The 17,574-nt window shown below is 65.6% G+C and carries 14 protein-coding genes and 1 pseudogene; 7 read left to right on the top strand and 8 right to left on the bottom strand.

From position 1 onward, the window contains the following. Positions 1-37 precede the first annotated feature (37 nt). A complete protein-coding gene (hutI, locus tag ACHQ4I_RS28680) occupies positions 38-1,213 on the top strand; it encodes an imidazolonepropionase (protein WP_420774985.1) in 1,176 nt (391 codons plus the stop codon). Positions 1,214-1,244: 31 nt separating this feature from the next. Here the strand turns inward: hutI and ACHQ4I_RS28675 are convergent, their stop codons facing one another. Beyond that, positions 1,245-1,913, bottom strand: coding sequence for a TetR/AcrR family transcriptional regulator (locus ACHQ4I_RS28675; protein WP_420774984.1), 669 nt, complete (start codon positions 1,911-1,913; stop codon positions 1,245-1,247). A gap of 167 nt (positions 1,914-2,080) precedes the next feature. On the opposite strand from ACHQ4I_RS28675, the gene ACHQ4I_RS28670 reads away from it, so the two are divergent. Next, positions 2,081-2,770 (top strand): hemerythrin domain-containing protein, encoded by a 690-nt coding sequence (locus ACHQ4I_RS28670; protein WP_420774983.1) that lies wholly within the window; start codon positions 2,081-2,083, stop codon positions 2,768-2,770. A 6-nt stretch (positions 2,771-2,776) separates the two neighbouring features. Here ACHQ4I_RS28670 and ACHQ4I_RS28665 read toward each other — a convergent pair. From ACHQ4I_RS28665 to ACHQ4I_RS28655, 3 genes and pseudogenes are all read right to left on the bottom strand, one after another. Continuing rightward, positions 2,777-3,887: pseudogene (locus ACHQ4I_RS28665) on the bottom strand (PQQ-dependent sugar dehydrogenase). Positions 3,888-4,146: 259 nt separating this feature from the next. Continuing rightward, on the bottom strand, positions 4,147-4,341 hold the full coding sequence (locus tag ACHQ4I_RS28660) for a DUF2510 domain-containing protein (protein ID WP_420774982.1): 195 nt from the start codon (positions 4,339-4,341) through the stop codon (positions 4,147-4,149). Between the two features lie 220 nt (positions 4,342-4,561). After that, positions 4,562-4,957, bottom strand: coding sequence for a hypothetical protein (locus ACHQ4I_RS28655; protein ID WP_420774981.1), 396 nt, complete (start codon positions 4,955-4,957; stop codon positions 4,562-4,564). A gap of 239 nt (positions 4,958-5,196) precedes the next feature. Here ACHQ4I_RS28655 and ACHQ4I_RS28650 point away from each other — a divergent pair, with 239 nt between their 5' ends. After that, positions 5,197-5,952 (top strand): DJ-1/PfpI family protein, encoded by a 756-nt coding sequence (locus tag ACHQ4I_RS28650; protein WP_420774980.1) that lies wholly within the window; start codon positions 5,197-5,199, stop codon positions 5,950-5,952. Here the strand turns inward: ACHQ4I_RS28650 and ACHQ4I_RS28645 are convergent. The 3 genes from ACHQ4I_RS28645 to ACHQ4I_RS28635 all read right to left on the bottom strand — a co-directional run bounded on the left by ACHQ4I_RS28645 (position 5,949) and on the right by ACHQ4I_RS28635 (position 9,219). Further along, positions 5,949-6,317, bottom strand: a complete 369-nt coding sequence (locus ACHQ4I_RS28645) for a DUF1304 domain-containing protein (RefSeq protein WP_420774979.1) — start codon at positions 6,315-6,317, stop codon at positions 5,949-5,951. The genes ACHQ4I_RS28650 and ACHQ4I_RS28645 overlap by 4 nt on opposite strands. An 88-nt stretch (positions 6,318-6,405) precedes the next feature. After that, positions 6,406-8,199 (bottom strand): serine/threonine-protein kinase, encoded by a 1,794-nt coding sequence (locus tag ACHQ4I_RS28640; protein ID WP_420774978.1) that lies wholly within the window; start codon positions 8,197-8,199, stop codon positions 6,406-6,408. Between the two features lie 135 nt (positions 8,200-8,334). Further along, positions 8,335-9,219 (bottom strand): bile acid:sodium symporter family protein, encoded by an 885-nt coding sequence (locus ACHQ4I_RS28635; RefSeq protein WP_420774977.1) that lies wholly within the window; start codon positions 9,217-9,219, stop codon positions 8,335-8,337. 167 nt (positions 9,220-9,386) lie between these two features. Between ACHQ4I_RS28635 and ACHQ4I_RS28630 the strand changes: the two genes are divergently transcribed. Continuing rightward, the gene (locus ACHQ4I_RS28630; protein ID WP_420774976.1) at positions 9,387-9,941 is read left to right on the top strand and encodes an LppP/LprE family lipoprotein; all 555 of its coding nucleotides are present in this window, start codon (positions 9,387-9,389) and stop codon (positions 9,939-9,941) included. A 5-nt stretch (positions 9,942-9,946) separates the two neighbouring features. Here ACHQ4I_RS28630 and ACHQ4I_RS28625 read toward each other — a convergent pair whose 3' ends face one another. Next, positions 9,947-11,479 carry an FAD-dependent monooxygenase gene (locus ACHQ4I_RS28625; protein WP_420774975.1) on the bottom strand — a complete coding sequence of 511 codons (1,533 nt, stop codon included), beginning with the start codon at positions 11,477-11,479 and terminating at the stop codon, positions 9,947-9,949. Positions 11,480-11,524: 45 nt separating this feature from the next. On the opposite strand from ACHQ4I_RS28625, the gene ACHQ4I_RS28620 reads away from it, so the two are divergent. From ACHQ4I_RS28620 to rpoB, 3 genes are all read left to right on the top strand, one after another. Further along, positions 11,525-12,253, top strand: coding sequence for a TetR/AcrR family transcriptional regulator (locus tag ACHQ4I_RS28620; RefSeq protein ID WP_420774974.1), 729 nt, complete (start codon positions 11,525-11,527; stop codon positions 12,251-12,253). Between the two features lie 302 nt (positions 12,254-12,555). Continuing rightward, positions 12,556-14,460 carry a CocE/NonD family hydrolase gene (locus ACHQ4I_RS28615; RefSeq protein ID WP_420774973.1) on the top strand — a complete coding sequence of 635 codons (1,905 nt, stop codon included), beginning with the start codon at positions 12,556-12,558 and terminating at the stop codon, positions 14,458-14,460. A gap of 367 nt (positions 14,461-14,827) precedes the next feature. Beyond that, the coding region (gene rpoB / locus ACHQ4I_RS28610; protein ID WP_420775192.1) for a DNA-directed RNA polymerase subunit beta at positions 14,828-17,574 on the top strand (2,747 nt) is incomplete at its 3' end.

Raw genomic sequence — 17,574 nt, 5'->3', positions numbered from 1 at the left:
CGAGACAGGCCAGAATTCACCCGACAGAAAGGCGACCGTGTCGACCCTCATCACCGGAATCGGTGAGCTGACCACCAATGCACCAGAAGGGCCGGTGCACAATGCCGCCGTGGTGATCGAAGGCGATCACTTCGCCTGGATCGGCCCGGCCACCACCGCGCCCGCCGCCGACCGCAAGGTCGATATCGGCGGCCGCGCGGCCCTGCCCGGCTGGGTCGACAGCCACACCCATCTGGTCTTCGCCGGTGACCGCACCGCCGAATTCGAGGCCAGAATGGCCGGTCAGCCCTATCGGGCCGGTGGCATAGCCACCACCGTCGCAGCCACCAGAAGCGCCTCGGACGAACAGCTTTCGGCCAATCTGCGCCGCCACGTCACCGAGGCCTACCGGCAGGGCACGACATGCCTGGAGACCAAGACCGGCTACGGCCTCAGCGTGTTCGACGAGGAGCGCTCGGCCCGCATAGCCGCCGCGACCGCCGATGAGGTGACCTATCTCGGCGCTCACCTGGTACCACCCGGCGCCGACGCCGAATCCTACGTCGACCTGGTCTGCGGCGATATGCTCGACGCGGTCGCACCCCATGTGCGCTGGGCCGATGTCTTCTGCGAGACAGGCGCTTTCGACGAGGACCAGTCCGATCGAGTGCTGCGCGCCGCCGCCGCGCGCGGTCTCGGCCTGCGCGTACACGGCAACCAATTGGGCACCGGTCCGGGCGTCCAACTGGCAGTCCGCCATGGTGCGGCCAGTGTCGACCACTGCACCCACCTCACCGACGCCGATATCGAGGCACTCGCCGCCTCGGACACCGTCGCCACCGTGCTGCCCGCCTGTGACCTGTCCACCCGCCAGCCGCTCGCCCCCGCTCGCGCGCTGCTCGACGCGGGCGCGACCGTCGCTCTGGCTACCAACGCGAATCCGGGCAGCTCCTATACCACCTCGATGGCCTACTGCGTGTCCACCGCCGTCCTGCAAATGGGTCTCTCGGTGGCCGAGGCGGTATACGCGGCGACCGCGGCGGGCGCGAAGGCCTTGCGCCGCAACGATGTCGGGGTCGTCGAAGTCGGTGCGCGTGCCGATCTCCAAGTGCTCGATGCCCCGTCGGTCACCCACCTGGCATACCGGCCCGGCGTCCCGCTCACACTCGCCGTATGGCGACTGGGCGCGCGCATCCAAGCTCCGGTCATCGAATTGTCGGATGCTGCAAAGTGATTCGCGGCGAGCCGAACGAGACGGCGTGCGACTATCGGGTCTCGAGTGAGCCCAGCGCCGAATCCACGAGAGTGCTCGCGGTGCGAGCACATACATCCACGGCCGCATCGGGCTCGAGCCCGCGTACATCGATCAGCACGATGAACGCCTCCCAGCCGACCACTAGTGCGATGCTCGAAACGAGATCGTCGAACTGTCGCTGGGAGATTCGGGTACGCAGGGGTTCGAGCGCCCACTCGATCCAGCGCACCCGGCGGTACTCGCGTCGCGGTGCGTACTCCGCGGGCGGGTCGACGGTCAGCTTCACCAGCCGCCGACCCATCGGCAGTAGGTCGGAGATCTCGGCTCCCATCGCCCGCACCAGTTCGGCGACGCGCACGCGCGGGTCCTCGGAGTGGATATGCGCCAGCGCCTCATCGGTATTCGCGCTGAGCAGCCCGATGGTGGCATCGAGCATCAGCTGGTCGAGGGTGGGGAAGTGCAGGTAGACGGTGCGCCGCGAGACATCGGCAGCGGCCGCGATGTCATTGACCGAGGGTTCGATGCCGCGGTTCAACAGGGTCATGGAGGCGTCGACGATGGCCTTGCGGGTGCGTCGGCGCTGGGCGACGCGGCCCGAGGTGAGCTGGGCGGTTTCGTCGATCCGAGTGGTATCGCTGACACGGGCTCGGTGCTCGGTCATTCGCTGCTTGTCCTCCATTTGTCACCTTGACAGGGCGCGCTCGGCCAAAACTATACTAGGTTGCACTTATTACACAGGAGTGCATTTAGGTTCGGGAGGAACTAAATGACTATCGGGGATCTCGGTTTCGCGCTGTCCGCGTTCGATCTGGGTACGGGGTCGCTACCGGCGCCGGAGCGGATGTTATGAGCCGTCGGGCGGCGCAGGCGCCGGGCTGCGATACCCACGACATGGTGCTGGTACATCGGGTCTTCAGTCGCGAATTCCGTTTGCTGGCAGACATTGTCGAGGTCACTTCGCCCGGCGATGCCGAGCAGGTGGCGCGGGTGAGCGAACACGGTCGCGAAATGCTCAACGCCCTGCACCATCATCACGGTTGCGAGGATGAGCTGGTGTGGCCGAGACTGCGTTCGGCGCAGGTGGATTCGGCGCTGGTCGAACGCATGCGGATCCAGCACGAAGAGATCGACGCGGTAATGCGGCGCGTGGATCACGAACTGGCCGAATGGGAACACCAGGGCGGAACGGAAACGGTGGATCTGCTGGTCGACGACCTGCGTCGACTACACGAGATACTGACCGAACATCTTCGCCTGGAAGAGGATTCGGTCCTGCCGATCGTGGCCGAGACATTGACCGAGTCGCAATGGGCCGAACTCGGCAAGCGCGGCATGGCATTCCTGCCGATGAGCCGAGCCCTGGTATTTCTCGGTCATATCGCCGAGGAAGCCGACGCCCGCGAATGGTCGCAATTCCTGAGCCACATTCCGGCCCCGATCCGACTGCTGTACCGCTTGGCCGGCCGCCGCGGCCATGCCCGCGAAATCGCACTGCTGCGCCGCGATCTGGCCTCCGCCGGAAAGGTGGTCAAATGACGCGGCTCAACGCGCGGGGAAGCGGATGATGCGATCATCACCGGCACGGACGTCACCGCGGCCGTCCGTGTTGGAGGTGGTCAGCCAGAGGGCGCCATCCGGGGCGACCGCTACGGTGCGCAGGCGGCCGAGGTCGCGTACGTGGGCCTGCGGTGTGCCGAGTGTGCCATCGTGCAAGGGGACCGTCCATAGTCGTTCGCCGCGTAGCGCCGCGACGTAGAGCGTGTCGCCGGAGATGGCGATGCCCGATGGCGATGCGTCGGCGGGTTTCCAAATGACTTGGGGGTCAGTGAATCCGCGATCTGTGCCGCCCATACCTTCGACGGCGGGCCAGCCGTAGTTGCGGCCCGGTTCGATCAGATTGATCTCGTCGAATTTGTCCTGGCCGAATTCGGCGGCGAAGAGTCGGCCCGCGCGATCCCAGGCCAAACCCTGCACATTGCGGTGGCCGAGGCTGTAGACCGGTGAGCCGGGCGTCGGATTGCCCGGTGCGGGAGCGCCATCGGGTGTCAGGCGCAGAATCTTGCCATTGGGGCTCGCCGGGTCCTGAGCTCTATTGCCCTGCGCCGCATCACCGGTGCCGACATAGAGCATGCCGTCGGGCCCGAATGCGATCCGGCCGCCATCGTGGATACCGGCCTTCGCGATACCGTCGAAGATGACCTCCGGTCGTCCGTCGAGCCGGAACCGCACGATTCGATTGTCGTCGGCGGCGGTGAAATAGGCATAGACATAACGTGTTTCGGCATAATCGGCGGCAACCGCGAGACCGAGCAGACCACCCTCGCCACGCGCGAGGACGCCGGGCGCCTCGTACACCTGCTCGGGCGCGACCCGAGCGCACCCGCAGAATCCGGCCGGTATCCCGCTCCGCGATCAGCGCGTCACCATCGGGCAGGAAGGCCAGGCCCCACGGCACGTCGAGATCGCGGACGATCTCCTGTTCCGCATCCAGATCCGGCACCCCCGACGGCGTACTCGGTGCGATGCTGGTGACCACCGCCGTCGCCCGATCGGGCGACGGTTGCGAACCGCTGTCACAGCCCGCGACCGCACCCAGCACGAGCACCGCGGCGACAGCGATCCATCGACGCGCAACCGAACCTGTGTTCGCCATGCGTGTTCCTCCGATCTGCGCCTGCGCTCGGTCGGGTGTATTGTGACTGATCACGATATTTGTCACTTGATCACGATATCTGTCACCGACGGTCGATTCTGCTGTCGTCAACTGTTGTCGATTCGGTTGTCGTCGAGGAGACTTAGCAGCTCCCACGGTTCGTCATCCCCGTCGTCGGGATGGTCGAACCACAGCAACCAGCCCTCCATGAGACCCACGAGCATCGCGGACATCACTTGTCGACACGTGCCTGTTTCTGTCAGCGCCGAAGCCTGGTTGCATCTGTCCATGAACCCCCGTCGAAACGGAGCATGGACGAGTCTGCCTGGTCTGGATACCATCCCACAGGGGTGGTGCGAGAACCGCTTGCCGAATTTGGAAACGTTCCGAATCGGCACGGCCACGTTCCCGGCCGGTGAAGCACACGCGCTGTTACCAGCGGCGGCAGTTTCATCCAGTCCTGCAGGCACAGTAGAGGTGCCCTCGACCATAGGGATCGCGACCGTGACCGGCCCGCGACATGCGGGTTCTCGAGTTTCCGCAGCGAGCTTCGCGATCTCGCGTCGGCCATGCCGAATCAGCCAGTCCCGCAACGCATGTCGCAGATCAAGGCGGGTTCGTGCTTCTGGATGACAGCAGTGACTCGCACGTGCGGTCCTGTCCGGTGGTGCGCGTCAGCTGATCCTGACGCAGGGCAGGCCGACGCTGATGTACTCCGTGTTCAGACCGTCAGGCCAGTGCCGCCAAATCTGGCCGCAGATCGTCTCGCCCGTGCGGTAGGGCCGATTTAGCTTGAAATAGCCGCGGTATGTCCTGTTGTCCAGAGTCTCAGTCTGGGTGTTCGTCGTGAAATCCTGGCCCCAGATGGCACCATGGATCGTAATCGGACCGAATCCGGTGGGCCAGTTGACCTGGACGACACCGTCGTCTTCAGCCACGAGACATACGTCGTTGTTGCATCCTTCCGCAGCCGAAGCGCTCGCCGAACCAGGCGACCCGATAGCGAATAGACCCGTAGCTGCGCAGGCCGTGGCGGTGCTGATAGCAGCACGAATGTGCTTGTTACGCATGACTTACCCCTTTTCGACTGCCGCACGCCTCCCCGCGTCGGCTAAGGAAAGGCTAGTAATCGGTCAAAGCACGTGCGAGACCCCGCTTTCTGGGGTCCTCGATGTGAACTTGACGAGCGACGCACGTCGCGGCGGGTGTATCTCGATCTTGCCCGGTCCAGAATGACTCATGTCGTGATCGGTCCGATGTGGAGCGCTACGCTCGACAGCGGGCCAGCCGCCACGGGAGGGAATGATCAATGCAGATCGCCATCGTCGTCTATCCGGGAATGACCGCACTCGACGTGATCGGGCCGTACGAGGTGCTTCGATTACTGCCCGGCGCAAGGCTGCGGTTCGTCTGGCACGAGCCGGGCCCGATCACCACCGACAGCGGTGTCCTGCTGCTCGGCGCGACGCACTCCTTCGACGAGACGCCATCTCCCGATATCGTTCTCATCGGCGGTTCGGGCCCCGCGACCGCGACCACGGCCGCCGACGAAAGGCTGCTCGCCTGGCTGCGGCAGGTGCACGAGACCTCGACCTGGACCACATCGGTGTGCACCGGATCGGTGGTCCTCGCCGCCGCCGGGATCCTGAAAGGTAAGCCAGCGACCTCGCACTGGGCCGGATTATCGGCGTTGAAGGCGCTCGGCGCCGAGCCGCGCGGCGAGGAACGCATCGTGCGCGACGGCAAGATCGTGACCGCCGCGGGCGTCTCGGCCGGCATCGACCTCGGGCTGTGGCTGGCGGGGGAGATCGCGGGCAAGGAGGCGGCCGAGGCGATCCAGCTGATGATCGAATACGATCCGCGACCGCCCTTCGACAGCGGGCATATGAGCAAGGCGAGCCCGGCCGTGCGGCGCAAGGTCACCGCGATGGTCGGGCGCGAGGGCGCCGATCTGCTGCTCGCCGATCCGCGCACCGTCGTGCGGGAGGCGAGTGCCATCGCAAAGCTGTCGTGGACGACCGCGATCGACCGTGCCCGCGCCCGTCGCCGATTCGGCAAGCGTTAGTTACTGCCCGCCACCAGCACCGCCACCAGTGCGATCGCGCCGGGAAGGGCCTGTACGAACAGGATTCGACGATTCGCGGTCACCGCCCCATAGATCCCCGCGACGACCACGCATGCGGTGAAGAAGATCATCGCGGCGAATCCGACCGGATCCGAGGCGATCACGCCCCAGATCAGCCCGGCCGCCAGGAAACCGTTGTATAGCCCCTGGTTCGCGGCCAATACCTTGGTCTGCTCGGCGAATTCGACAGTACTGCCGAAGGCCGCGCGCACCCGCGGCGTCGTCCACAGGAACATCTCCATCACCAGGATGTAGATGTGGAGCAACGCCACCAGGCCGACGAGCACCTCGGCTACTACGCGCATGAGCTGATCCCTTCACGGATGATTTGCCGTCCACAGGATGATCGATCGGCAGGCTGTGCAATGGAAGGCGCGCCAGGAGAATCCGGTACTAACTCTTGTGCAGGGTTCCGGTGATATTTCCGAGGAGTCCGCTGAAACCGCCGCTGAAGCTATAGGTCACCGAACCGTCCGATTGCAGGAGCACCTTCGAGACCGACCCTTCGTCCATGCAGCCGCCCGCACCGCCGGAGAGCCGTGCCACGAAAGTGATCTCGGTGTCGGTGACGTTCGTCAGACGTTCGGCGCGTTCACACCGGGTACCCGAGGCTTGCCCGGTATTCGACGAGGCGGCGATCTCTTCGCCGACCTTCCCGTCATGGACGGTCAGCTCGATGTCGAAGGTGGCCAGCGCATCCCTGGCCGTCCCGGTCCATTTGCCGACGAACGCCTTCGGCACCGGGGCGCCCGATGTCGAGGTGGTCGAGACCTGCGTCGTTGACGGGCTCGCACTGGTGGTCACAACGGACGTGGTGCCGGCCGCCGCCGAACTCTTCGCGCTGACAGCGGAATTGGATGATTTGTCTTTGAGCTGCGTCCCGATGACGAACGCGCCGACCGCGACCAGGACACCGACCACCACGGCCGCGATAATCAACGCGGTGCGGTGGGAGCGGCCTTTCGGCAGCGGAGCGGATCGGGTCTGGCCTTGGCCGTAGTGGCCGGGCGGCTGATGCGCGGGTTGGCCGGGCGGCTGTTGCCCGACGAAGTAGGCAGGCCCGGACCGGTCGTGCGCCGGTGGATACGGCGCGTACACACCCGACCCACCGGACGGACCGGCTTGCCAAGCCACCGTATTGGCAGCAGTGCCCTGACCCGCCTGCACAGGCCCCGATATCGTCATGGGCAGCGGCGTGAGCGGCCCCGAATTCGATTGCGGCACAGGCCGAGAAATCGTCGGCGCCGACCGTGACGGATTCGGCTCCGTTGGCGCGAACCCGACCGGCGGCAACTCCATCGGCCCGGATTCCAGATCGAGCAGCGCCACCGCGCGCCTGCTTACCTCCTCGAGCACCGGCGCGGGCAGCCAGCCGCCGCGTTCCGGGACGCCCAGTTCGGCCAGCTGATCCAAGAGCTGCTGCGGTGTCGGGCGCGCCGCGACATCCTTGTTCAGGCAGGCCGCGATCAGCGGACGCAACCGCTCCGGCACCGCCGCCAGGCGCGGCTCCTCGTACACCACCCGATACAGCATCTGCACCGTTTCACCGGAGCCGAACGGCCCCTGCCCGGTGGCCGCGTAGACGAGAACGCCGCCGAGCGCGAACACATCGCCCTCGGGGCCCATTGCCGGGCCGACCACCTGTTCGGGACACATGAATCCCGGTGAGCCGATGACATTTCCAGTGGTGGTGAGCGCACTGTCCTCGGCGGCCCTGGCGATGCCGAAGTCGATCACCTTGGGCCCGTCCACGGCCAGCAGCACATTCGACGGTTTGAGGTCGCGATGCACGATCCCGGCAGCGTGCACGGCGATCAACGCCTCGGCCAGTCCGTGCGCGAGCACCAGCAGCGTGTTCTCGCTGAAGGTGCCGAACTGTTCGACCGCGTCGGTCAACGAGAATCCGGCGACATATCCGGTCGCCAGCCATGGCGGCGTCGAGTCCACATCCGCGTCGAGCACCTGCGCGGTGAACTTCCCGCCGACCCGCCGCGCCGCGGTGACCTCGCGCCGGAATCGCTCCCGGTACTCGTTGCCGATCAGATCCGGGCGGATCACCTTCACCGCGACCGTGCGACCGCCCGCGCTGCGCCCGAGGTACACCCGACCCATCCCGCCCGCGCCGAGCAGGCCGAGCAGGCGGTAGTCCCCGATCCGCGTTGGATCGTCTGTGCCGAGCGGTCGCATCGCGAAGTGGGGTCCTCTCACGTGACGTCGAACAGGCAAAGGCTACCCATCGCCGTGCTCGGTGTCCGATTACACCGAGCCTCGACCCGGCTATCGATCGGCGCCAGCCCCTATGTTTCGCGGCTGGCGACCTCGCTACCCGGCGGGAACCGGTGTCGGAGCGTCTTTGCGTACCCGGCGCGCCAGCAGGTATGCGGCGATCACGGCCGGAACGTTCATCAGCACCCCGTACACCGCGGGCGGCACCGCCATCTGCGAATTGTGCAGCACGCTGGAGGCGACCGCGATGGCCAAGGCGCCGTTGTGGATACCGATCTCCATCGCCGAGGCGATCGCCTGATCGGTCCGCACCTGGAAGACGCGCGGCACGGTGTAGCCGATGACGAAGCTCAGCGTCGAGAGCAGCAGGCTGAGGGTGGCGAGCTTGCCGATGTTTTCGGTCAGCGTGTCGAACTCGCGCCCCACCGCCGCCACCACGACCAGCAGTAGCACCACCGCCGAGACGATCTTGACGTTCTTGCGCATCCGCTCCGCCCACGCGGTGAATCGGCGGTGCACCCACATCCCGAGCGCGACCGGGACCAGCACGATCGCGAAGACCTGGATGAACTTGTCCGGCCGCAGCCCGATGGTGGCGTCGTCGTCCATGAACAAGGTGAAGGCCAGCGTGACCACCAGCGGCAGGGTGAAGACCGCGAGGATCGAATTGATCGCGGTCAGTGTGATATTCAGCGCCACATTGCCACCGGCGATATGGCTGAACAGATTCGCCGACGGACCGCCAGGGGATGCGACGAGCAACATCACGCCAACGGCCAGCGCACCCTCGAGCCGGAACAGGTAGACCAGACCGAGACAGATCGCGGGCAGCACCACCATCTGACACACCAGCGCGACGACCGCCGCCTTGGGATATCGCAGCACCCTCGCGAAGTCGTCGACGGTCAAGGTCAACCCGAGTCCGAACATCACCAGCGCCAGCGCCAGCGGTAGGAACACGGCGAAAATCGTTGAACCCATTCAGATCTCCTCATCAGGACTCGGTCAGGTGTCGACGTTATCGACTCACCGGCGACGCGGCGACCCCAGCCTTGGGAGCCCGGCCTCGGCGGTCGCCGGATTCGACGATGCGATGATGGGTGCGCTGTGCGATCGAGATACTCGTCGGACTTGAAGGGCTTTTCTGGATGCAGACCTATCGGCTCGTATTGCTCACCCTCGGTGCCGGACTCGCCTGCGTGACCGCCTGCGGACCGGGCGAGGACGGCTCGACGCCCCGCCCCTCCGCGACCACCCCGGTCGCGACCACGTCAGTCGCGACCACGTCGAGTGCCGCGCCGAAATGCGGGGTCGACCTGGCCGCACCGGTGATCCGCTCCGCGATCGCGACACTGCCCACGGAGCCGATCACCAAGGCGCCCTGGTCCACCGATCCGGCGAGTTTCCAGGGCACCTTCGATCCGTGCGTCACGCTGTCGGCCGTGATCATCACGGTGCAGGGCGCGACGGGCAGCTCACCGGAGCATGTGCTGCTGTTCCACAAGGGTGAGTTCGTCGGCACGGCGACGCGGGACAGTCACGGGTTCACCGCGTTGGACCCCGGCCGCACGACCGATGACACCGTCGGTGTGACCTACAAGACGCCCGGCAGTTGCAACGCCTGTCCGGACGGCACCATCACGCCGGTCCAATTCCATTGGGATGGAAAGCAAGTCCAGACGATCGGGACACCGCCGAAATAGCGGCTTCAGGCTCCCGGTGCCGCGCGGCGGAAGATGCGGTCCAAGGCCGTGCTCAGCTCGGCGACCGGATCGTCGGGCAGAGTCGGCATGCGCCATCCGATGATCTGATCGGGGCGCACGAGTAACGCACCGGTGGGGGACAGGCCGACGGTATCGGTCCAATCCTGGTCCAGCTCATGGACTTCGAGCGGCAGGTGCGCGGCGGCGGCTTTCCAGGTGGTTCCGTCGGGTCCGATGAGCAGCACGCAGGCGGTGTCGACGAGGTCGAGGGCGGATCGGCCGTCGGGCAGCCAGCGATGGGGCAGGCGGGTGCCGGGTTGGCCGGTGAGATCGAGGTGCGCCATGGTGTTCGGGCTGCCGTCGTCGACGAGCGCGCCCGAGTGATAGCGGTTGCCGAGGATCATGGCGATCGGGTCGGCGAGCGGTGTGGCGTCCGTGGATTCGCGATTCATGGTGCGCAGGTCGGCGGTTCGGATGCTCGACTGGTCGGCGATGTACCAGCCGACCGGGCGGCGTTCCTCATGGTAGGTGTCCAGCAATGCCGGGTCTGCGCCGCGCAATACGGCCGCCAGCTTCCAGGCGAGGTTGTGCACGTCCTCGATCCCGGTATTCGCGCCCGCGGCGGCGAAGGGCGGCATGACATGGGCGGCATCCCCGGCCAGCAAGATCCGGCCCACACGGTAGCGCTCGGCGACGAACATCCCTGGCTCCCACGGCAATACGCTGAGCACGTCGATGGCGATATCGGGAATGCCGATGGCCGTGCGCAATACACTCGGCCACTCGTCGACGGGGTGGTCGATGCCCTCCGTGGTGGTGAATATCCACCGGTGTGACCCGTCGATCGAAGCGAAAGCGCCTGGTGCGTCGGCATTCTCGATCTGACAGAGGTTGAATTCGCGTCCGCGCACCAACTCCGACAGATCGGCGCGGAAGTAGACATTGACCGCCCGGCCCAGCGTGCCGCGACCATCGCGCGCAATGCCGAGCCGTTCGCGGATCGGGCTCGACGCACCGTCGGCGGCGATCAGATAGTCCGCGCGCAGCCGCTCGACCGTGCCATCGACGGCGCGGATCGTGGCCGCGACGCCGTCGGGTTCGTTTGCGAAGTCGGTCAGTTCGACGCCGAACCGCACATCACAACCGCGGGCCACGGCGATGCGGCGCAGCACCGGCTCCAGCAGATCTTGGGCGCACAGGCAGGCGGTGGCCGGGGTGATGGTCGACCAGTCCGGGACGCCGCCGGGCAGCGTGAAGGGGATCCGGGCGGCCTGCGCGAGCGTCGGCCCGGCCGCGAAGTGCTGGTACTCCGCGAGGTCGCGGGCCGCGTCCAGGACGTCGTCGGCGATGCCGAGCTGGCGGAACAACTCCATGGTGCGGATATTGATGCGCCGAGCCTTGGGCTGCGGTGAGGTGGTCGGCCTGCGTTCGACCAGCACCGTTGCCACGCCCTGCTGCCGCAGGAACAGCGCGGCCGAGAGCCCGACGAGCCCGCCGCCGACGATCAGAAGCCGAGGTGCGTGTACGTTGTACATCATGTGTACTTTGTACACGAATGGTTGAATGCCGGGCAAGGAGGTGGCATGAACGAGGAGTCGCCGCCCGGACCGTTGATCTGGTCGCTGCCGGAACCGCCGGGGCGGCCGACCACGACGCTGAGCCGGGCGAGCATCCTGCGGGCGGCGCTGACGGTGGCCGACGCCGAGGGCGCTCGGGCATTGACGATGCGCCGGATCGCCACCGCGGTCGGTGCGTCGACGCCGATGTCGCTGTACCGCTATGTCGGCAGCAAGGATGGTCTGGTCGATCTGATGATCGACACCGTCTACGGCGAGATTCCGCTGCCCGCAACGCCGTCGGGTCACTGGCGCACGGCACTGGAAGAGCTCGCCCTGGCCACCTGGTCGGTGATCCAGCGTCACCTCTGGTTCGGCGAACTCGTGCACACTCGACCGCCGCTCGGTCCGAATGCGCTGCGCTACTTCGACTTCCGCTTCGCTCTACTCGAGCCTCTCGACATCGCCGCCGACGACATGACCCTGATCACCGCCGCCGTCGACGGCCATCTCATCGGCGCCGCACTGCAGCTCGCCGAGGAGAACCGCATGCGGACCCGATCCGGCCTGCACACCGACGATGAACTGGCCGCCGCCGCCCAACCGATCCTGACACCGATCCTGGCCGACGGCCGCTACCCCGCCTTCGCTCGCTGGTTCGCGGCCCGCACCGGCGCCGGCGGCACCGACCCCGTCCAATGGACCCTGACCTGCCTGCTCGACGGCATCGCGGACCGCATGGGCCTGCCGAAATAGTCGACCGGTCACGGTTCGATAACCCTGTGGCATCCGACGAACCGAACGGACCGCACCTAACAAGGTATTCGCCGATGCGTTGCTATGGTCTGGGCGCGTCGTCGAAGCGACCTTGTCCGCATGCTGCGTACCAGTCGAGAAAGGGTGAATCGTTGTCCGGGCATGGAGTGGCACCAGCGCTTATTCGTTCGGCTCGGTTAGCAGCCGTCGTTGCCGCGGTACTGGCGCTCGTATCGAGCGGTGGTGGCTCCGCGACTGCTGAGCAAACCGGCGACCCGACGCTCGCCCAGCGGTGGACCGCGATGCACGACGGTCCGCAGCAGTACTCCGATGTCCATATCGACTGGGATGTCCCGATTCGCATGAGCGACGGTGTCGTGCTCAAGGCCAATGTTTATCGGCCCGTCGACTCGGCGAAGGCGGTGGTGGACCAGCCGCTGCCGACGATCGTGAACCTCACGCCGTATACGAAGCTCATGACCAATCTGTTCGATTCGGCGCTGGCCGTGCCCGGCCTGCAGCCACTCGCCATGGACCTGGTCCGGCGCATCAACCTCTCCGGCACCCCGATCAGCGGATTCGGCGACTTGATGCACGCACTCGACGGCGGCACCATCCAGACCATCCTCGGCATCGACCGGAATCTGATCCGCAGTGGATACACGCTGGTGGTCGCCGATGTGCGCGGCACCGGCTTCTCGCAGGGCCAGTGGAATACCCTGGGCGCGCGTGAGCAATTGGATACCCGCGAGGTGATCGAATGGGCCGCGGCGCAGCCGTGGTCCAACGGTAACGTCGCGATGAGCGGCGGCTCCTATGCGGGCATCAACCAGCTGCGCGCGGCCGAAAACGCGCCTCCCGCATTGAAAGCCATCTTTCCCGTGGAGGGGGGCAGCGATCTGATGCGCGATGTCGTCGCGCCGGGCGGCGGCGTCGGCCTGACCTTCCTGCCGATGTGGCTCACCAATGTGAACCAGACGAAGATAATCCCCGACATACAGTCGATGCTCAACGGCACCTTCGACTGGAAGTGGCTCCAGTCCAGGGTGGCGGATCCGGCAACGAATACCGATCTGTTGTTCCAGTCGCTGCTCACCCCGTCCCTGGACCGGATGCCCGCGGCACTGTCGGCCGCACTCGATTCCGACAGTGATTTCCGGCAGGGAATTCTCGGGCATCCGGAGCGAATTACGGTGCCCACCTTCGTCTATGGCGGCTGGCACGACATCTTCGCCAATAGCGCGGCCAAACTGTACAACGCGATTCCACTGCCCCAGGCGAAGAAGCAGTTGGTGATCGGTGATACCTACCATGCGAATCCGGGCGCGGGCACGGGTGCGCCCGGCGCGCCGCCGCGGCTGGATGTGCTGCAGCGGGTGTGGTTCGACAAGTGGCTCAAGGGCATCGACGACGGCATCGGCGACTACGGGCCGATCACGCTGTGGGAGCAGGGTTCGGGCTGGAAGGTCTTGCGACAGTTCCCGGATGTCGGTGTCACGCATCGTCGTATCTACCTGTCCGCGGCATCCAGCGATACCGCCGACCATGCGGCGCACGACGGATCATTGACCGCGGCGACACCGCGCGAGCGCCTTGCGCTGCAGGTGTCGCCCGGTGTGAGCACCATATGCTCGCGCGATGCGGCCCAGGGGTCCGCCGGAATCGCCTCGCCGCTGGATATCTGCGCCAAGGACTCCCGAATCGCCGAAGGCAATGCGCTGACGTTCACCAGTCCGGAGATGACCCAGCCGACGGTGATCTCGGGTCCGATCAATGTGCATCTCAATACGGTTCACGATGCGGCGGACGGATATTGGAATGTCACGGTGAACGACGTTGCGCCCGATGGCATGTCGACCGTGCTGAGCACCGGACAGCTCACCGCGTCAATGCGCGCGGTGGACGAGGCCAAGAGTGCGCGCTCGGCGAACGGCGATTACACCGCGCCGTACAACCCGATCACCTTGGACAGCCTGCTGCCCGTCGAGCCGGGAAAGCCGGTGGCGCTGGACGTCGCGGTCATTCCGACCCAGGCCGTACTGCCGCCCGGCCACCGGCTGCGCGTGGACGTCTTCGCCGCGAACCCGCCGAAGGCCATGGCATTGCGGCCCCTGCTCAACAACACCGAATTCAAAACGCAGTACCTGCGACTCGATCCGGATGAGCCGAGCTTCATCAACCTGCCCACGGACCACGCCATCGGCTGACTCGGCACGGCGCCCGAAACCCGGATCGGCAGTTCGGCTTTCGAATTGATCGAAATGTGGCCGAAGCTTGACTCGCGCGGGATGGCGGAGTTATTCTATAAATGGGAAGTAATTCGGCGGGGTTCTGACATGGGCTGACAATTGTGATTGTCGCTCTCGACATCCAGTGGGTATGCGTGTAATTTTGGACGTTGCGCTGGTTGCCTCCCGTCCACCTCATGAACCAATCGTTGTAAACATCACCCGATGCGGTGGTGTTTTCCACGTGTGGTGCGCGAGTTTCGTTCGGGTGCGCATCCGGGGCGGAATTCGCGAGTGGACAAGCGACGATCGCGCATTGCCGCGATTCGCGTAAGGGGAAGGACGCATCTTGTCAGTTTCGAACCGGACGGTCGCCGACAAAGACCAGGTAGTCGCCGGTGTGCCCGGAGCGCCGAAGCGGATTTCCTTCGCCAAGATCCGGGAACCACTGGAAGTGCCGGGCTTGCTGGATCTGCAAACCGAGTCGTTCGCGTGGTTGGTCGGTTCCCCGGAATGGAAGGCCCGACTCGCCGCTCGCGGCGAGCGCAACCCGACCGGTGGTCTGGAGGAAATTCTCGAGGAGATCTCGCCGATCGAGGACTTCTCCGCATCGATGTCCCTGTCTTTCTCGGATCCTCGTTTCGAGGAGGTCAAGGCCTCCATCGACGAGTGCAAAGACAAGGACATGACCTACGCGGCGCCGTTGTTCGTGACCGCTGAGTTCATCAACAACAACACCGGTGAGATCAAGAGTCAGACGGTCTTCATGGGTGATTTCCCGATGATGACCGATAAGGGCACGTTCATCATCAACGGCACCGAGCGCGTCGTGGTTTCGCAGCTGGTGCGTTCGCCGGGTGTGTACTTCGATCACACCGTCGACAAGGGCACCGAGAAGGATCTGCACAGTGTGCGGGTGATTCCGTCGCGTGGTGCGTGGCTGGAGTTCGATGTCGACAAGCGCGACACCGTGGGTGTGCGTATCGACCGTAAGCGTCGTCAGCCGGTCACGGTGTTGTTGAAGGCGTTGGGTTGGACGACCGAGGAGATCGTCGAGCGTTTCGGCTTCTCCGAGATCATGATGTCGACGCTGGAGAAGGACAACACCGCCGGTCAGGATGAGGCGCTGTTGGATATCTACCGCAAGCTGCGTCCGGGCGAGCCGCCGACCAAGGAGTCCGCGCAGACTCTGCTGGAGAACTTGTTCTTCAAGGAGAAGCGTTACGACTTGGCGCGCGTCGGTCGCTACAAGATCAACAAGAAGCTGGGCATCCACCTCGGCGAGCCGATCACCGCGTCGGTGCTCACCAAGGAAGACATCGTCGCCACGATCGAGTACCTGGTGCGTCTGCACGCCGGTGATCGTGCGATGACCGCGCCCGGCGGCGAAGAGGTGCCGGTCGAGGTCGACGACATCGACCACTTCGGTAACCGTCGCCTGCGCACCGTCGGCGAGCTGATCCAGAACCAGATCCGGGTCGGCCTCTCCCGCATGGAGCGCGTGGTCCGCGAGCGGATGACCACCCAGGACGTCGAGGCGATCACGCCGCAGACCCTGATCAACATCCGTCCCGTCGTGGCCGCGATCAAGGAGTTCTTCGGAACCTCCCAGCTGTCGCAGTTCATGGACCAGAACAACCCGCTCTCGGGTCTGACCCACAAGCGTCGTCTCTCGGCGCTGGGCCCGGGTGGTCTGTCCCGTGAGCGTGCCGGTCTGGAAGTCCGCGACGTGCATACCTCGCACTACGGCCGCATGTGCCCGATCGAGACCCCGGAAGGCCCGAACATCGGCCTGATCGGTTCGCTGTCGGTGTACGCGCGGGTCAACCCGTTCGGCTTCATCGAGACGCCGTACCGCAAGGTGGTCGACGGCGTGGTCACCGATGAGGTCAAGTACCTCACCGCCGACGAGGAGGACCGCCACGTACGTGCGCAGGCCAACTCGCCGGTCGACGCCGATGGCCGCTTCCTCGAGGAGCGCGTGCTCTGCCGCCGGGGCAATGACGAGAACGAACTCGTCCCCGCCTCCGAGGTCGACTACATGGACGTCTCGCCGCGCCAGATGGTTTCGGTCGCGACCGCGATGATCCCGTTCCTCGAGCACGACGACGCCAACCGTGCCCTCATGGGTGCGAACATGCAGCGCCAGGCCGTGCCGCTGATCCGTTCCGAGGCTCCGATCGTGGGCACCGGTATGGAGCTGCGCGCCGCGGTCGACGCCGGTGACGTCGTGGTGAACGAGAAGTCCGGCGTGGTGGAAGAGGTTTCGGCCGATTACGTCACCGTGATGGCCGACGACGGCACCCGCAAGAGCTACCGGATGCGCAAGTTCGCACGCTCGAACCAGGGCACTTGCGCCAACCAGCGGCCGATCGTGGACGAGGGTCAGCGGGTCGAGACCGGTCAGGTGCTGGCCGACGGTCCGTGCACCGAGAACGGTGAGATGGCTCTCGGCAAGAACCTGCTCGTGGCGATCATGCCGTGGGAAGGCCACAACTACGAGGACGCGATCATCCTGTCGCAGCGCCTCGTGGAAGAGGATGTGCTCACCTCGATCCACATCGAAGAGCACGAGATCGACGCCCGCGACACCAAGCTCGGCGCCGAGGAGATCACCCGGGACATCCCGAACGTCTCCGATGAGGTCCTGGCGGACCTGGACGAGCGCGGCATCGTGCGCATCGGCGCCGAGGTCCGCGACGGCGACATCCTGGTCGGCAAGGTCACCCCGAAGGGTGAGACCGAGCTGACCCCGGAGGAGCGGCTGCTGCGCGCGATCTTCGGTGAGAAGGCGCGCGAGGTCCGTGACACCTCGCTGAAGGTGCCGCACGGTGAGTCCGGCAAGGTCATCGGTATCCGCGTGTTCTCGCGCGAGGACGACGACGATCTGCCTCCGGGCGTCAACGAGCTGGTCCGGGTGTACGTGGCGCAGAAGCGCAAGATCCAGGACGGCGACAAGCTCGCCGGTCGCCACGGCAACAAGGGTGTTATCGGCAAGATCCTCCCGACCGAGGACATGCCGTTCATGCCCGACGGCACCCCGGTGGACATCATCCTGAACACCCACGGTGTGCCGCGTCGTATGAACATCGG

The sequence above is a fragment of the Nocardia nepalensis genome, assembly GCF_048910785.1.
Classification (GTDB): domain Bacteria; phylum Actinomycetota; class Actinomycetes; order Mycobacteriales; family Mycobacteriaceae; genus Nocardia; species Nocardia nepalensis.
Note: the sequence above shows the minus strand (reverse complement) of the source record. Positions and strands in the feature narration are given on the sequence as shown.